This is a genomic window from Variovorax sp. 22077 (assembly GCF_052044195.1).
Lineage (GTDB): Bacteria > Pseudomonadota > Gammaproteobacteria > Burkholderiales > Burkholderiaceae_C > Variovorax > Variovorax atrisoli.
On record NZ_JBQEQC010000003.1, the window covers coordinates 34,105 to 46,401 of the forward strand.

15 protein-coding genes are annotated in these 12,297 nt (G+C 67.9%); 5 read left to right on the forward strand and 10 right to left on the reverse strand.

The genetic code is table 11. From position 1 onward, the window contains the following. Positions 1 to 63 precede the first annotated feature (63 nt). The 7 genes from ACTJLF_RS04680 to ACTJLF_RS04710 all read right to left on the reverse strand — a co-directional run bounded on the left by ACTJLF_RS04680 (position 64) and on the right by ACTJLF_RS04710 (position 5,668). Complete coding sequence (locus tag ACTJLF_RS04680) at positions 64 to 282, reverse strand: DUF2970 domain-containing protein (RefSeq protein ID WP_019656109.1); 219 nt, start codon at positions 280 to 282, stop codon at positions 64 to 66. Then, positions 279 to 905 carry a cytochrome c oxidase assembly protein gene (locus ACTJLF_RS04685; RefSeq protein WP_019656110.1) on the reverse strand — a complete coding sequence of 209 codons (627 nt, stop codon included), beginning with the start codon at positions 903 to 905 and terminating at the stop codon, positions 279 to 281. The genes ACTJLF_RS04680 and ACTJLF_RS04685 overlap by 4 nt, the downstream gene beginning before the upstream one ends. A 59-nt stretch (positions 906 to 964) precedes the next feature. Beyond that, positions 965 to 1,078 (reverse strand): cytochrome oxidase small assembly protein, encoded by a 114-nt coding sequence (locus tag ACTJLF_RS04690; protein WP_019656111.1) that lies wholly within the window; start codon positions 1,076 to 1,078, stop codon positions 965 to 967. 28 nt (positions 1,079 to 1,106) lie between these two features. Then, complete coding sequence (gene ctaD, locus ACTJLF_RS04695; protein WP_019656112.1) at positions 1,107 to 2,750, reverse strand: cytochrome c oxidase subunit I; 1,644 nt, start codon at positions 2,748 to 2,750, stop codon at positions 1,107 to 1,109. A 43-nt stretch (positions 2,751 to 2,793) separates the two neighbouring features. Next, positions 2,794 to 3,972: a cytochrome c oxidase subunit II gene (gene coxB / locus ACTJLF_RS04700; protein ID WP_019656113.1), complete on the reverse strand. Its 1,179-nt coding sequence runs from the start codon at positions 3,970 to 3,972 to the stop codon at positions 2,794 to 2,796. Positions 3,973 to 4,033: 61 nt separating this feature from the next. Next, a complete protein-coding gene (locus ACTJLF_RS04705; protein ID WP_020723207.1) occupies positions 4,034 to 4,510 on the reverse strand; it encodes a DUF2244 domain-containing protein in 477 nt (158 codons plus the stop codon). Between the two features lie 240 nt (positions 4,511 to 4,750). After that, the gene (locus ACTJLF_RS04710) at positions 4,751 to 5,668 is read right to left on the reverse strand and encodes a biotin synthase (RefSeq protein ID WP_132753654.1); all 918 of its coding nucleotides are present in this window, start codon (positions 5,666 to 5,668) and stop codon (positions 4,751 to 4,753) included. A gap of 41 nt (positions 5,669 to 5,709) precedes the next feature. Between ACTJLF_RS04710 and ACTJLF_RS04715 the strand changes: the two genes are divergently transcribed. The 3 genes from ACTJLF_RS04715 to ACTJLF_RS04725 all read left to right on the forward strand — a co-directional run bounded on the left by ACTJLF_RS04715 (position 5,710) and on the right by ACTJLF_RS04725 (position 7,355). Beyond that, on the forward strand, positions 5,710 to 6,435 hold the full coding sequence (locus ACTJLF_RS04715) for a ComF family protein (protein ID WP_132753652.1): 726 nt from the start codon (positions 5,710 to 5,712) through the stop codon (positions 6,433 to 6,435). A gap of 34 nt (positions 6,436 to 6,469) precedes the next feature. Next, positions 6,470 to 6,931, forward strand: coding sequence for a tRNA (uridine(34)/cytosine(34)/5-carboxymethylaminomethyluridine(34)-2'-O)-methyltransferase TrmL (gene trmL, locus ACTJLF_RS04720; RefSeq protein ID WP_126184572.1), 462 nt, complete (start codon positions 6,470 to 6,472; stop codon positions 6,929 to 6,931). A 130-nt stretch (positions 6,932 to 7,061) separates the two neighbouring features. Continuing rightward, positions 7,062 to 7,355, forward strand: a complete 294-nt coding sequence (locus ACTJLF_RS04725) for a DUF4148 domain-containing protein (RefSeq protein WP_019656118.1) — start codon at positions 7,062 to 7,064, stop codon at positions 7,353 to 7,355. 36 nt (positions 7,356 to 7,391) lie between these two features. Here the strand turns inward: ACTJLF_RS04725 and ACTJLF_RS04730 are convergent, their stop codons facing one another. Together ACTJLF_RS04730 and ACTJLF_RS04735 are read right to left on the reverse strand one after the other, a co-directional pair. Further along, positions 7,392 to 7,862 carry a MaoC family dehydratase gene (locus tag ACTJLF_RS04730; RefSeq protein ID WP_019656119.1) on the reverse strand — a complete coding sequence of 157 codons (471 nt, stop codon included), beginning with the start codon at positions 7,860 to 7,862 and terminating at the stop codon, positions 7,392 to 7,394. Positions 7,863 to 7,940: 78 nt separating this feature from the next. Further along, a complete protein-coding gene (locus ACTJLF_RS04735; RefSeq protein WP_019656120.1) occupies positions 7,941 to 8,561 on the reverse strand; it encodes a ParA family protein in 621 nt (206 codons plus the stop codon). A 100-nt stretch (positions 8,562 to 8,661) separates the two neighbouring features. Here ACTJLF_RS04735 and kefF point away from each other — a divergent pair, with 100 nt between their 5' ends. Continuing rightward, positions 8,662 to 9,423, forward strand: a complete 762-nt coding sequence (gene kefF, locus ACTJLF_RS04740) for a glutathione-regulated potassium-efflux system oxidoreductase KefF (protein ID WP_440882600.1) — start codon at positions 8,662 to 8,664, stop codon at positions 9,421 to 9,423. After that, positions 9,424 to 11,313 (forward strand): glutathione-regulated potassium-efflux system protein KefC, encoded by a 1,890-nt coding sequence (gene kefC, locus ACTJLF_RS04745; protein WP_440882601.1) that lies wholly within the window; start codon positions 9,424 to 9,426, stop codon positions 11,311 to 11,313. It abuts the gene before it with no gap. A 28-nt stretch (positions 11,314 to 11,341) separates the two neighbouring features. Here the strand turns inward: kefC and ACTJLF_RS04750 are convergent, their stop codons facing one another. Next, entirely contained in the window at positions 11,342 to 12,292 is a 951-nt protein-coding gene (locus ACTJLF_RS04750) for a succinylglutamate desuccinylase/aspartoacylase domain-containing protein (RefSeq protein ID WP_354412248.1), read from the reverse strand. Positions 12,293 to 12,297 lie beyond the last annotated feature (5 nt).

The window sequence follows — 12,297 nt, forward strand, 5'->3', positions numbered from 1 at the left end:
TCCTGGCTCTCTTTCTTCTCTCGGTTCAATGGATTCTGCTTGCCGTGGAAGGCTTCTTCTGCGTCAGGCACCGGCCGATGCGACCACATGGCGCACCACCAGCACGAGCACGACCACGAAGACCACCACCGCCACGAACGCCACCGCGATGATGTGCAGCGGGTTCAGCTTGCGCAGGTCTTCCTGGTAGGCGCTGTTCTTGCGCACGCCGAAGAACGACCAGCCCACAGCCTTCACCGTGTCCCACAGCGAAGCCCTCGGCCGGTTCGACGGATCGGTCACGAGCGCGGCTCATTCGCGGTGCCGGAAACTGCGGCCACCGGGGCCGCGGGCGTCTTGCCGCCCACCTCGAAGAAGGTGTACGACAGCGTGATGGTCTTCACGTCCTTGGAAATCTTCGGGTCGATCACGAACGCGACCGGCCACTGCTTCTTCTCGCCCGGATCGAGCGTGTACTGGTTGAAGCAGAAGCACTCGAGCTTGTTGAAGTACGGCGCGGCCTGCTGCGGCGCGTAGCTCGGGATGGCCTGCGCGGCCATGCGGCGGTTCTGCACGTTCTGGAACTCGTACATCACCGTGTTGAGCTCGCCCGGGTGCACCTGGATGGTCCGCTCCGCGGGCTTGAAGTCCCACAGGCCGCCGCGCACGTTGGAATCGAACTCGACAGTGATGGTGCGGCTCTTGTCGACCTGCGTGTTGTCGGGCACGCGCACGTTCTTGCCGCCGCTCGCGCCGCCCGGCACCTCGAGCTCGGAGAGCGCGAGGATGTTGATGCCCGTCATCTCGCAGATCGCGCGGTACATCGGCACCAGCGCGTAGCCGAATGCGAACATGCCGCAGGCCACGACGGCCAGCTTGCCGACCATGCGGACGTTGGCGCGGCGGATGCGTGGACCGAGGCTCATGCGCTGTGCTCCCGTTCGTTGCTTGCTTGAAGCTGGCTTCGCGTGATCGGCGCGCTGGTTCAGCGGCCGCTGAACCAGACCATGCGGACGATGAAACCGATGAAGAACACCACCGCGATGGAGGCCAGCGTGAGCCCCATGCGGCGGTTGTTCCTTTTCTGTTCGGGTGTCATCGTGCGTCGCGAAGTGCGGGGAATCCGCTCAACCGATCACCCTGGTGGCGGTCGCGTCGAGCTTGGGCGGGTTCTCGAAGGTGTGGAAGGGCGCCGGCGAAGGCACTTCCCATTCGAGGCCCTCGGCCGCTTCCCAGGGCTTCTGCGGGGCCTTCTCGCCCTTGCCGCGCATCGTGGGCAGCACGATGAACAGGAAGAAGTAGACCTGCGCGAAGCCGAAGAAGAAAGCGCCCACCGAGGCGACGGCATTGAAGTCGGCGAACTGCATCGGGTAGTCGGCATAGCGACGCGGCATGCCGGCCAGGCCCAGGAAGTGCATCGGGAAGAAGGTCACGTTGAACGAGATCAGCGACCACCAGAAGTGCACCTTGCCGCGCGTCTCGTTGTACATCACGCCGGTCCACTTCGGAGCCCAGTAGTAGAAGCCCGAGAACATGGCGAACAGCGAGCCGGCCACCAGCACGTAGTGGAAGTGCGCCACGACGTAGTAGGTGTCCTGCAGCTGCGTGTCGATGGGGGCGACGGCCAGGATCAGGCCGGTGAAGCCGCCCATGGTGAACACGAAGATGAAGCCGACGGCGAACAGCATCGGCGTCTCGAAGGTCATCGAGCCCTGCCACATGGTCGCGATCCAGTTGAAGATCTTCACGGCCGTGGGCACCGCGATCAGCATGGTCGCGTACATGAAGAACAGCTGGCCGGTCAGCGGCATGCCGGTCGTGAACATGTGGTGCGCCCACACGATGAACGACAGGATGGCGATCGACGAGGTGGCGTACACCATCGAGGCGTAGCCGAAGAGCTTCTTGCGGGCGAAGGCCGGCACCACCTGGCTGATGATGCCGAACGCCGGCAGGATCATGATGTAGACCTCGGGGTGGCCGAAGAACCAGAAGATGTGCTGGTACATCACCGGGTCGCCGCCGCCGGCGGGGTTGAAGAAGCTGGTGCCGAAGTGGCGGTCGGTCAGCGTCATCGTGATGGCGCCCGCGAGCACGGGCATCACGGCGATCAGCAGGTAGGCGGTGATGAGCCAGGTCCAGCAGAACATCGGCATCTTCATCAGCGTCATGCCGGGGGCGCGCATGTTCAGGATGGTCACGATGATGTTGATCGAGCCCATGATCGACGATGCGCCCATGATGTGCATCGCGAAGATGCCGGCGTCCATCGAGGGGCCCATCTGCAGCGTGAGCGGCGCGTACAGCGTCCAGCCCGCGGCGGGCGCGCCGCCGGGCATGAAGAACGAGCCCACCAGCATCAGCGCCGCAGGGATCAGCAGCCAGAAGCTGAAGTTGTTCATGCGCGCGAACGCCATGTCGGAGGCGCCCACCTGCAGCGGGATCATCCAGTTCGCGAAGCCCACGAAGGCCGGCATGATCGCGCCGAACACCATGATCAGGCCGTGCATGGTGGTGAACTGGTTGAAGAGCTCGGGGTTCACCAGCTGCAGTCCGGGCTGGAACAGCTCGGCACGGATCAGGAGCGCAAGCACGCCGCCCACCATCAGCATCGTGAAGCTGAACAGCAGGTAGAGCGTGCCGATGTCCTTGTGGTTGGTGGCGAACACCCAGCGGCGCCAGCCGGTGGGCGCATGGTGATCGTGGTGATCGTCGTGTGCGTGGTCGCCGTGGCCTGCTGCGTGACCGTGGGGGTCGAGAACTGCGCTCATTTCGTGGTTCCTTGCAATTTCTTCGTCGCGGGGCGATCGCGCATCACTTGGCGCGCAGGGCCAGCACTTCGGCCGGCTGCACCAGCTGGCCCGTCTTGTTCGACCAGCTGTTCTTGGTGTAGGTGGCCACGGCCGCGAGGTCGGTATCGCTCAGTTGCTTCCAGGAAGGCATCGCGCCGTTGTTCTGGCCGTTGAGCAGCACCGTCAGCTGAACCTTGTGGTCGGCGTCGGTCACCTTCGGCGAACCATCGAGCGGCTTGATCGGACCGGCGCCCTTGCCGTTGGCCTGGTGGCAGGCCGCGCAGTTGGCGGCATAGACCTTCTCGCCGCGCGCCAGCATGTCGGGCAGGGTCCAGACCTTGGTCGGGTCGTCGAGCTTGGCGGCGGCTTCCTTGCGCTTGGCGGCGACCCAGGCCGTGTAGTCGGCGGCCGAGAGCACCTTCACGTGAATCGGCATGTAGGCGTGTTCCTTGCCACACAGCTCCTGGCACTGGCCGTAGTAGTCGCCCACGGTCTCGGCGCGGAACCAGGTGTCGCGCACGAAGCCGGGAATGGCGTCCTGCTTGAGGCCCAGCTGCGGCACGGCGAAGGCGTGGATCACGTCGTTCGCGGTGGTGATGATGCGGATCTTCTTCTGCACCGGCACGACCAGCGGGTTGTCGACCTTGAGCAGGTAGTCGTCGGGCATCTGGCCCTTGGCGCCCGCATCGGACATGGCGCGCTGCGAGCTGTCGAGCGTGGAGATGAAGGCCAGGCCCTCGCCTTCGCCGTTGAGGTAGTCGTAGCCCCACTTCCACTGGTAGCCCGTGGTCTTGATCGTGAGGTCGGCGTTGGTGGTGTCCTTCTGGGCCACCAGCACCTTGGTGGCGGGCAGCGCCATGACGATGACGATGAGGAAGGGCACGATGGTCCAGATGACCTCGACCACCACCGATTCATGGAAGTTGGCGGCCTTGTGGCCCACCGACTTGCGGTGCTTCCAGATGGAATAGAACATCACCGCGAACACGCCGACGAAGATGACCGTGCACAGGATCATCATGATCGTGTGGAGCAGATGCTGCTCCTGAGCGATCTTGGTCACGCCGACCGGAAGATTCAACTGGCGCACCGAAGGGCCGCCGGGCAGATCGTTGACTGCGTGCGCCGCGCTGCTGAAAGCCGCGCCGGCCGCCAGCAACAGATTCGCCGGCCTGTACTTATTGCGCCAAATGCTCTTCATCGTGTTCACGTTTCTTCAATTTTTTCGACAAACCCAACCGTGCAGCACTGCGCAAGTCTCCTCAGGCGCCACGCAACGCCATTCGAATCTCGCGGGCCAAGGCCGCACGCAACTCCGGGCGTACATAGCGCCCCACCCTGACCGATCGACCCTGCCCCGAGACCTCGATCAGCGAGCGATCGCCGGCCTGGGGTTCGATCCGCACCTGGTGCGGAAGAAATTCCGTGCGCTCGTAGTGCCCGCCGTTCTCAAGCTCGACGACGAGACGTCCCTCCTGCAATGCGATCTTCTCGCCATCCGTCGCATGCCTTGCGTAGACCATGAAGGCAAACCCGACAGCAGCCAGTTCGAGCCAGGCAAAAGGCAGCACCATGGGCGCACCGTGCAGCCAGAACAGAGTGCCGATGCCGAGAGATACCACGCACAGCGATGCGTAGAGCCAGCCCAGCTGGCTCGGCGTCACCGAGCAGTTGCGCTTCAGGAACCAGTGGATGCTCTGGCCTGAAACGGTGGCAAATCGAAACACGGAATTCGACACGGGCGAGTTCAGCAAATCGGTGCGTCGACGGTCGCCAAACCCTCTCGTACGAACAGGATCCGACACCCTTCGATCGCGGGACAATACCCGCGAGTTTCACGCAACGGCGGATTGTAGCGGGTAGATACCTGCGCCCGGGTGCCCTGTGAGACGCCTACGGGTCACTACTAGTAGGCAAGAAACGCTCTCTGAGACAGGCGTTTTCGAGGCACGTTTTTCGGGTGCGCCGACCGCGATCGTTCAGGCGCCCGGACGGCCTCGCTGAAGCATCGATCGCATCTCGCGCAGCGACACCGCGCTCTCGGCCGAGAGCGACACGCGCGGCACCGGCTTGAAGGCGTGGCCGTAGACAACCTCGAAGGTCAGCGCGATGCGTCCGTCGCCGCCCTCCGCCGGTGCGAGTTCGGGCAGCGCCTTCTTCAGCGATTGCAGCCAGCCCCTGCCGCGCAGCGCAGGAAAGCGCGCCGGATGCAGGTTGCGGCCCAGCGTGCGCAGCTCGGCCAGCGACGCCTCGGGCGTGGCCCAGGTCAGCACGATGCGCTCCATGTCCATCACCGGCTCGGCGAAACCGGCATGCACCAGCATGTCGCCCCAGTCGTGCATGTCGGTGTACTCGTGGCCTGCGGCCGGCCAGCCCATGCGGGCATGCAGCGCACGCAGCTCGCGCACGGTGTCCGGGCCGAGGCACGAGAACATGAGGAAGCCGTCGGTCGCCACCAGCTTGTGCCAGTGCGCGATCAGCGCCTCGGGGTCGGCCGCCATGTGCAGCGACATGTTGGCCCAGAGCAGGTCGACGCCGTCTTCGGGCGGTGCCTCGAAGCGCGGCTTGCCGGCCTGCCAGCGCCGCGCGCTCCACCACGGCGCGGCCAGCGCCTGGCCGGTGGCCGGGGCCAGCGCGCCCTCGGGTTCGATCACGTAGGAAGCCGCATCCTTGTAGCGGCGGGCGACGAGTTCGTGGGCCTCGAGGCCGCCGCGCAGCGGGGCCCAGTCGGCCCAGCTGCGGGGCTGCGCCTTGATCCATTGCAGCCGGTCTTCCATGCGGCGGCCGATTTCCTCGTGCAGCCAGGGAGAGGCGCCGTCGGCGGGCGCGAGCCGGCGCCAGCGGGCGGCCGCCGTGGCATCGATGGTCGGCGGTCGTCTTGCGGGGTCGGTGGCCATGGGGCCGTGAGTATATTGAGGCGATGCTCAGCCACCGGGCCATGTGGCCTTTCCCGTCTTCCGGCCCGACCGGCCTCTTCACCTCGCTGCTCGCGCGGCTGCCCAGCCAGTGCGCGGTCTGCCGCGCCTGGCCGTCGCGCCCGGTTTGCGACGCCTGCGTGGCCCGCTTCGCCCCGCCCGTTTCGCGCTGCAGCGGCTGCGCGCTGCGCCTGCCCGAGGGTGTCGGCCGCTGCGGCGAATGCGTGAAGAGCCCGCCGCCGCTGGATGCCTGCCTGGCCGCCTGCACCTATGCATGGCCCTGGCCGGACGCCATCGCGGCATTCAAGTTCCGCGGCGAGGCCGGCTGGGCCGGGCCCTTCGCCACGCTGCTGCGCAGTGCGCCCTGGGTGGAGCCTGCACTGGAGGCCAGCGACATCGTGCTGCCGATGCCGCTGGCGCCCGGCCGGCTGCGCGAGCGGGGCTTCAACCAGTCGCACGAACTGGTACGCCGCCTGGCGCCCTCGAAGGCAGACGCCGGCCTGCTCCTTCGCACTCGAGAAACGACCGCCCAGAGCGGCCTGTCGCGCGCCGACCGGCTGCGCAACCTGCGCGGCGCCTTCGCGGTGGAGCCGCTGCGCGCCCACGAACTGCGCGGCCGCCGCATCGTGCTGGTGGACGACGTCATGACCAGCGGCGCCTCGCTGTTCGCTGCAGCGGGTGTGCTGCGCGAGGCCGGCGCGGCACACATCACCGGGATCGTGCTGGCCCGCACCGATCCGCCGCGCTGAGATGCCGGCGCCCCGGCCCGCCGACAATCGCCGGATGTTCAATATCGTCCTGGTCCACCCCGAAATACCGCCGAACACCGGCAACGTGATCCGGCTCGCAGCCAACACCGGCTGCAAGCTGCACCTCGTGGAGCCGCTGGGTTTCTCGATGGACGACCGCCTTCTGCGCCGCGCCGGCCTCGACTACCACGAGTACGCCGAAGTCAGGCGCCATGCCGACTGGCCGGCCCTGCTCGCGGCCGAGCAGCCCGCCGCCGACCGCATGTTCGCACTCACCACGCGCGGTTCTCGCCCGGTGCACGAAGTGCGCTTCCAGCCCGGCGACTGGCTGGTGTTCGGATCGGAAACCAGCGGGCTGCCACCCGCGCTGCGCGACGGCTTTCCAGAGTCGCAGCGGCTGCGGCTGCCGATGCGCGAGGGCCAGCGCAGCCTGAATCTCTCGAACGCGGTGGCGGTGACGGTGTTCGAGGCCTGGCGGCAGAACGGCTTCGCCTGAGGCGGCGGCTGCCCCTTCCGGCAGCAGGGACAGGACACATCCATTCGGCGAATCGCGTCGTATGGAAGACATGCCGGCCGCAAGGCGGCCCGGCATTCATCCCATCCACCCTGTACCAAGGAGCCCCGCCATGAACGCCAAGCCGATCGCTCTCGCCGCACTCGCAACGCTCGCCTTCGCCGGCAGCGCGCAGGCCTTCCAGGGAGAGCAGAACCCGCTGCCGCCCGCCCCCTTCCAGTCGACGCTGTCCCGCGCGCAAGTGCAGGCCGACGCGCGCCAGCCGCTTCGCATCAGCAATGGCGGCACCGGCGTGACGCAGGCCAGGAGCGGCGAAACCGACCGCGACGCAGTGCGCGCCAGCGCCCTCAGCATCACGCGCCAGGGCGCGGCCACCTACGGCGAAGTGACCGACCGCCGGATGTAAGAAGAAAGAAAAAGAAGCAAGGACGCCGCGGCCGCTTCAGCGGTAGCGGCGCACCACCGACTCGGCCACGCAGGCCGGCTTGGCGGCGCCTTCGAGCTCGATGGTGGTTTCCCAGGTCATCTGGAAGCCGTCATCGGCAATGGGGTCTGCCGTCAGCAGCTTCATGCGCGCGCGCAGGCGCTTGCCCACCGGCACCGGCGACATGAAGCGCACCTTGTTCAGGCCGTAGTTCACGCCCATGCGCGACTCGACCACGTCCAGCGCCGTCTCGTAGAAGCGCGGCAGCAGCGACAGCGTGAGGAAGCCGTGCGCGATCGGCCCGCCGAAGGGGCCGGCCTTGGCCCGCTCGATGTCGACGTGGATCCACTGGTGGTCGCCCGTCGCCTCGGCGAACTGGTTGACCTGCTCCTGCGTGATGGCGATCCAGTCGCTCACGGCGACTTCCTGGCCGACGCAGGCGGCGAGATCCTGAAGGGTCTGGAATGTCTTCTTGGTCATGCGGGGCATTCTGGCGTCTGGGGTCGCCGCGAGGCTGTCGGCCTCGCGACAACCGGAGTCAGGGTAAACCGGGAGCCGTCGCGCGGATCAGGCGTCGAGCCATTCGCAGATCGGCTGCCACTGCTCCAGGTCGCGCTGCACGCGGCCGGGCGCGATGTCGAACAGCGTGAGTCCCCGAGCGGCGAGCTGCACGTAGTTCTGCGTGTCGCGCAGCTCGCCGATCACCGGCACGCCCAGCCCCTCGATGAACTCGTGCAGCCGGTCGGCCGCCAGCGTGCGGGCGTTCACGCGCATGCCGACGAGGCCGATCTTCGTCTTCTCGGCGCGGCGGTTCTCCTGCAGCCGGTCGAGGAAATCGCGGGTCGCGTAGATGTCGAAGATGCTGGGCTGCAGCGGCACGATCACGCGGTCGGCCAGCGCCAGCACTTCCTTGAAGCGCCAGCCGTGCAGGCCGGCGGGGGTGTCGAGCACGGCGTGCGTGGTGCCGCGCGGCGGGCGCACCACGGCGCCTTCGCCGGTGGCTTCCCAGGTGGATATCTGCCGGGCCACCGGCGGCCGCAGGCCCAGCCAGAGGCGCGAGGACTGCTGCCGGTCCACGTCGCCCAGCATCACGGCGTGGCCCCGGCTTGCGAAGTAGCCCGCGACGTTCGTCGCGATCGTCGATTTGCCCACGCCACCCTTGGGATTGGCGACCAGAACCACCGGCATAAAAGCACTCCTCCAGAACGGCAACAGCGCGAATGGTAGTCGTAGGACGTTTATGCCCGGCGAAACCCACCCCGGCGCACTCTTGAGCTATGTTCGCGGGATGACGACAACAACATCCATGGGAACCGCAGCCGAGAGCCCCGCAGGCGGCTCCGGCGGCATCTACGTGCTGGCCGCCCACCCCCGCTGGCGCGACTCGCGCGTCAACCGCCGCATGCTCGCCGCCGCGCGCGGCGTGCCGGGGGTCGACGTCAACGACCTCTACGGCACCTACCCCGACTTCGCCATCGACGTCGAGGCCGAGCAGGCGCGGCTCGCCAGGGCCAGCCTGGTGGTGCTGGTGCATCCGATCCACTGGTACTCGATGCCCGCGCTGCAGAAGCTCTGGGTCGACGACGTGCTCGCCTACGGCTGGGCCTACGGCCCAGGCGGCACCGCCCTGCAGGGCAAGGACCTCTGGCTGGTCGCCACCACGGGCAGCCCCGAAGCGAGCTACCACCCTCAGAACTACCACCGCTACTTCTTCGACGCCTTCCTGCCGCCCTACGAGCAGACCGCGGCGCTGTGCGGCATGCGCTTCCTGCCGCCGATGATCTTCTACGGCGCGCGCAGCGCCGGCGAGGCGGCGGTGAAGGCGCATGTCGAGACCTTCGCCGAGCGGCTGGGCAGCTACCCCGACTGGCCCGAGATCGAGGAGATCGACGCCTGCATCGCCTGCCCCGTGCCCGAGAGCGACCGGCCGGCCGACAACGACGAGGTCGGCAAGGTGGTCTCCGACGCATTCCGCGCGGCGATGGTCCACGGGCTGGCCAGCACCACTGCCTCCACCGCATCCGTGGACGGCAACGGGAAGGCGGCCTGAATGGAACACGCACCCGCCTGGCTGACCAACAGCCTGATCTACCTGAGCGCCGCCGTGCTGGTGGTGCCGCTGTCGAAGGCCCTGGGCCTGGGCTCGATCATCGGCTACCTCGTGGCCGGCATCGCCATCGGGCCCTGGGGCCTGGGGCTGGTCTCCAGGGTCGAGGACGTGCTGCACTTCGCCGAGTTCGGCGTGGTGCTGATGCTCTTCCTCGTGGGCCTGGAGCTCGAGCCCAAGCGCCTGTGGAACCTGCGCCGACCCATCTTCGGCTGGGGCACGGCGCAGGTGCTGAGCTGCGCCGCCGTGCTGTTCGCGGTCGGCTGCGCGGTGGGCGCCAGCTGGCGCGTGTCGCTGGTGGCCGCGCTGGGCCTTGCGCTGTCGTCCACCGCGATCGCGCTGCAGGTGTTCGGCGAGCGCAACCTGCTGAAGACGCCCAGCGGGCAGGCCGGCTTCTCGATCCTGCTGTTCCAGGACGTGGCGGCCATCCCGATCCTCGCGCTGCTGCCGCTGCTGGCCGGCGCCACCGCGGCCGAGCAGTCGATCACCGGGCTCGAGCGCGCGCTGGAAGCGGCCAAGATCATCGGCGTGATCGGCGGCATCATCCTCGGCGGCCGGCTGCTGCTGCGCCCCATCCTGCGCTGGATCGCGCGCAGCGACACGCCCGAGATCTTCACCGCCGCCGCCTTGCTGCTGGTGGTGGCCATCGCGGCGCTGATGCAGCTGGTGGGCCTGTCGATGGCGCTGGGCGCCTTCCTCGCCGGCGTGCTGCTGGCCGAGAGCGAATACCGGCGCGAGCTCGAGACCGACATCGAGCCGTTCAAGGGACTGCTGCTGGGCCTGTTCTTCATCGCGGTGGGCATGTCGATCAACTTCGGCGTGCTGATGGCGAGCCCCTGGATCATGGCGATGCTGGTGGTCGGCTTCGTGGCCATCAAGCTGGCGGTGATCTACGCGCTCGCCAAGGCGATGGGCATCGCCTACCAGGAGCGGCCGGTGTTCACGCTGCTGCTCGCGCAGGGCGGCGAGTTCGCCTTCGTGGTGTTCCAGGCGGCGGGGCCCGACGTGCTGCCGCCCGAGGTCACCTCGCTGCTGATCGGCGCGGTGGCGCTGTCGATGCTGCTGTCGCCGCTCCTGCTGGTGCTGCTCGACAGGTTCGTGCTGCCGCGCTACAGCCGCAACACGGGCACGAAGCTCGAAGAGATCTCGGAGCAGCAGGACGCCAAGGTGCTGATCTGCGGCTTCGGCCGCTACGGCCAGATCGTCGGTCGCATGCTGATGTCGCAGGGCCTGCGCGTGACGGTGCTCGACCACGACGCCGACACCGTCGAAGGCCTGCGGCAGTTCGGCTTTCGCGTGTTCTACGGCGACGCGACGCGGCTCGACCTGCTGCGCACCGCGGGAGCGGGAACGGCCAAGGTGATCGTGGTGGCGGTGGACGACATCGAGCAGTCGCTGGAGATCGTCGACCTGGTGAAGGAGAACTTCCCGCAGGCCCGCATCATCGCCAGGGCACGCAACGTGACGCACCTGTTCCAGCTGCGCGACCGCGGCGTGACGGAGGTCGAGCGCGAGGTGTTCGAGTCTTCGCTGCGCAGCGCGCGAGCCACGCTCGAGGCGCTGGGCTGGCCGGCCTCCGAGGCGCGCGAATCGGCAATGCGCTTCCGCCGCCGAAACATCGAACTCAGCAACGAGATCTACCCGCACTACAAGGACCGCGCCAAGCTGATCGCCGCCAACAAGGCAGGCCGCCAGCAGTTCGAGGAGCAGATGGCGCGCGAGCGCGAGGAGCGCCGCCGGCGGCTCGGGCGCGACTGGGATGCGCTGGAGGAAGAAACCGAAGCGGAACCGGAAACGCTGCAACCCGGGCGGGAATCGCAGCCGGTGCCCTGAACCGGCTGCGCCGCGGCAGGCAGCCCGGCTAGAGCGGCACCGTCAGGTAGACGCCTTCGCGTCCCACCAGCGGCGCGCGCGTGGGCATGAAGATCGTGCAGTCGTCGCAGGGCGAGCGGATCTCCTGGCCCGCGTCGGTCGCGATCAGCTCGCCCTTGCGGAAGACTTCGAAGCCCAGCACCGGCCGCGCGAAGCTGAAGCTCTCGGTCTTCACCATGTGCACTTCGAGCAGCCGGAAGCGCCGCGCCGGCGCCTTCGCCGCGGCGCCTGGCGGCGGCTCGACCAGCCCCAGGTGCGCGAGGAAGCGCAGCGTCACGTCGGTCGCCAGGTCGGCCGCCGACTGGCTGAAATGCTGGCCGCATTCAACGACCACGGCGCCGCCGTCGACGCCCTCCTGGCCATGGCGGCCGTAGGCCGTCACACCGGTGCCCGGCGCGCCGCCCACCGGCATCACCAGATGCACCAGCGGATCGCCGATGGCCAGCGCCAGCCCGGCGTTGCGATCGAACTCCGGATAGACCCAGAAGGGCTGCACCGGTGCGCGGGTCGAATGGATGTCGAGCACGTAGTCGGCCGCGTCCAGCACCGGGCGCAGCTCGCGCGCGCGGCGCAGTTCGGGGCTCTGTCCGGTGCCCTCAAGCATGGCCTTCGACCAGATGCGATTGAGGTTGTGCACCAGCTGGCGGTTCTCGTAGGGCTTGTCGATGTCGAAGGCCTCGTAGGCCTCCACGTTGGCGAAGCTGACCGTGAGCGTGCCGATCCGCGGGCGCACGCTGGTGTCCAGCAGGTGCGTGGCGGCCACCATGCCGCAGATCTCGTTGCCGTGGGTCAGCGCGTTGACGAGCACGTGCGGCCCCGGCCGGCCGGACTCGAAACGGTGCACGTAGTCGATGCCGGTGTTGCCCTGCCTGTAGGCGGAGAGATCGCGCGGCAGGACCTCCAGCGGGGCGGTGTCGGGCGCGAACGATGACTCGGTCATGCGGC

Bases quoted from the DNA above. Each gene is read 5' to 3' on its own strand.
- ACTJLF_RS04685 (WP_019656110.1), bottom strand. From the start codon at position 905: ATGAGCCTCGGTCCACGCATCCGCCGCGCCAACGTCCGCATGGTCGGC.
- ACTJLF_RS04690 (WP_019656111.1), bottom strand. From the start codon at position 1,078: ATGACACCCGAACAGAAAAGGAACAACCGCCGCATGGGGCTCACGCTG.
- ctaD (WP_019656112.1), bottom strand. From the start codon at position 2,750: ATGAGCGCAGTTCTCGACCCCCACGGTCACGCAGCAGGCCACGGCGAC.
- coxB (WP_019656113.1), bottom strand. From the start codon at position 3,972: ATGAAGAGCATTTGGCGCAATAAGTACAGGCCGGCGAATCTGTTGCTG.
- ACTJLF_RS04710 (WP_132753654.1), bottom strand. From the start codon at position 5,668: ATGGCCACCGACCCCGCAAGACGACCGCCGACCATCGATGCCACGGCG.
- ACTJLF_RS04715 (WP_132753652.1), top strand. From the start codon at position 5,710: ATGTGGCCTTTCCCGTCTTCCGGCCCGACCGGCCTCTTCACCTCGCTG.
- trmL (WP_126184572.1), top strand. From the start codon at position 6,470: ATGTTCAATATCGTCCTGGTCCACCCCGAAATACCGCCGAACACCGGC.
- ACTJLF_RS04725 (WP_019656118.1), top strand. From the start codon at position 7,062: ATGAACGCCAAGCCGATCGCTCTCGCCGCACTCGCAACGCTCGCCTTC.
- ACTJLF_RS04730 (WP_019656119.1), bottom strand. From the start codon at position 7,862: ATGCCCCGCATGACCAAGAAGACATTCCAGACCCTTCAGGATCTCGCC.
- ACTJLF_RS04735 (WP_019656120.1), bottom strand. From the start codon at position 8,561: ATGCCGGTGGTTCTGGTCGCCAATCCCAAGGGTGGCGTGGGCAAATCG.
- kefF (WP_440882600.1), top strand. From the start codon at position 8,662: ATGACGACAACAACATCCATGGGAACCGCAGCCGAGAGCCCCGCAGGC.
- kefC (WP_440882601.1), top strand. From the start codon at position 9,424: ATGGAACACGCACCCGCCTGGCTGACCAACAGCCTGATCTACCTGAGC.
- ACTJLF_RS04750 (WP_354412248.1), bottom strand. From the start codon at position 12,292: ATGACCGAGTCATCGTTCGCGCCCGACACCGCCCCGCTGGAGGTCCTG.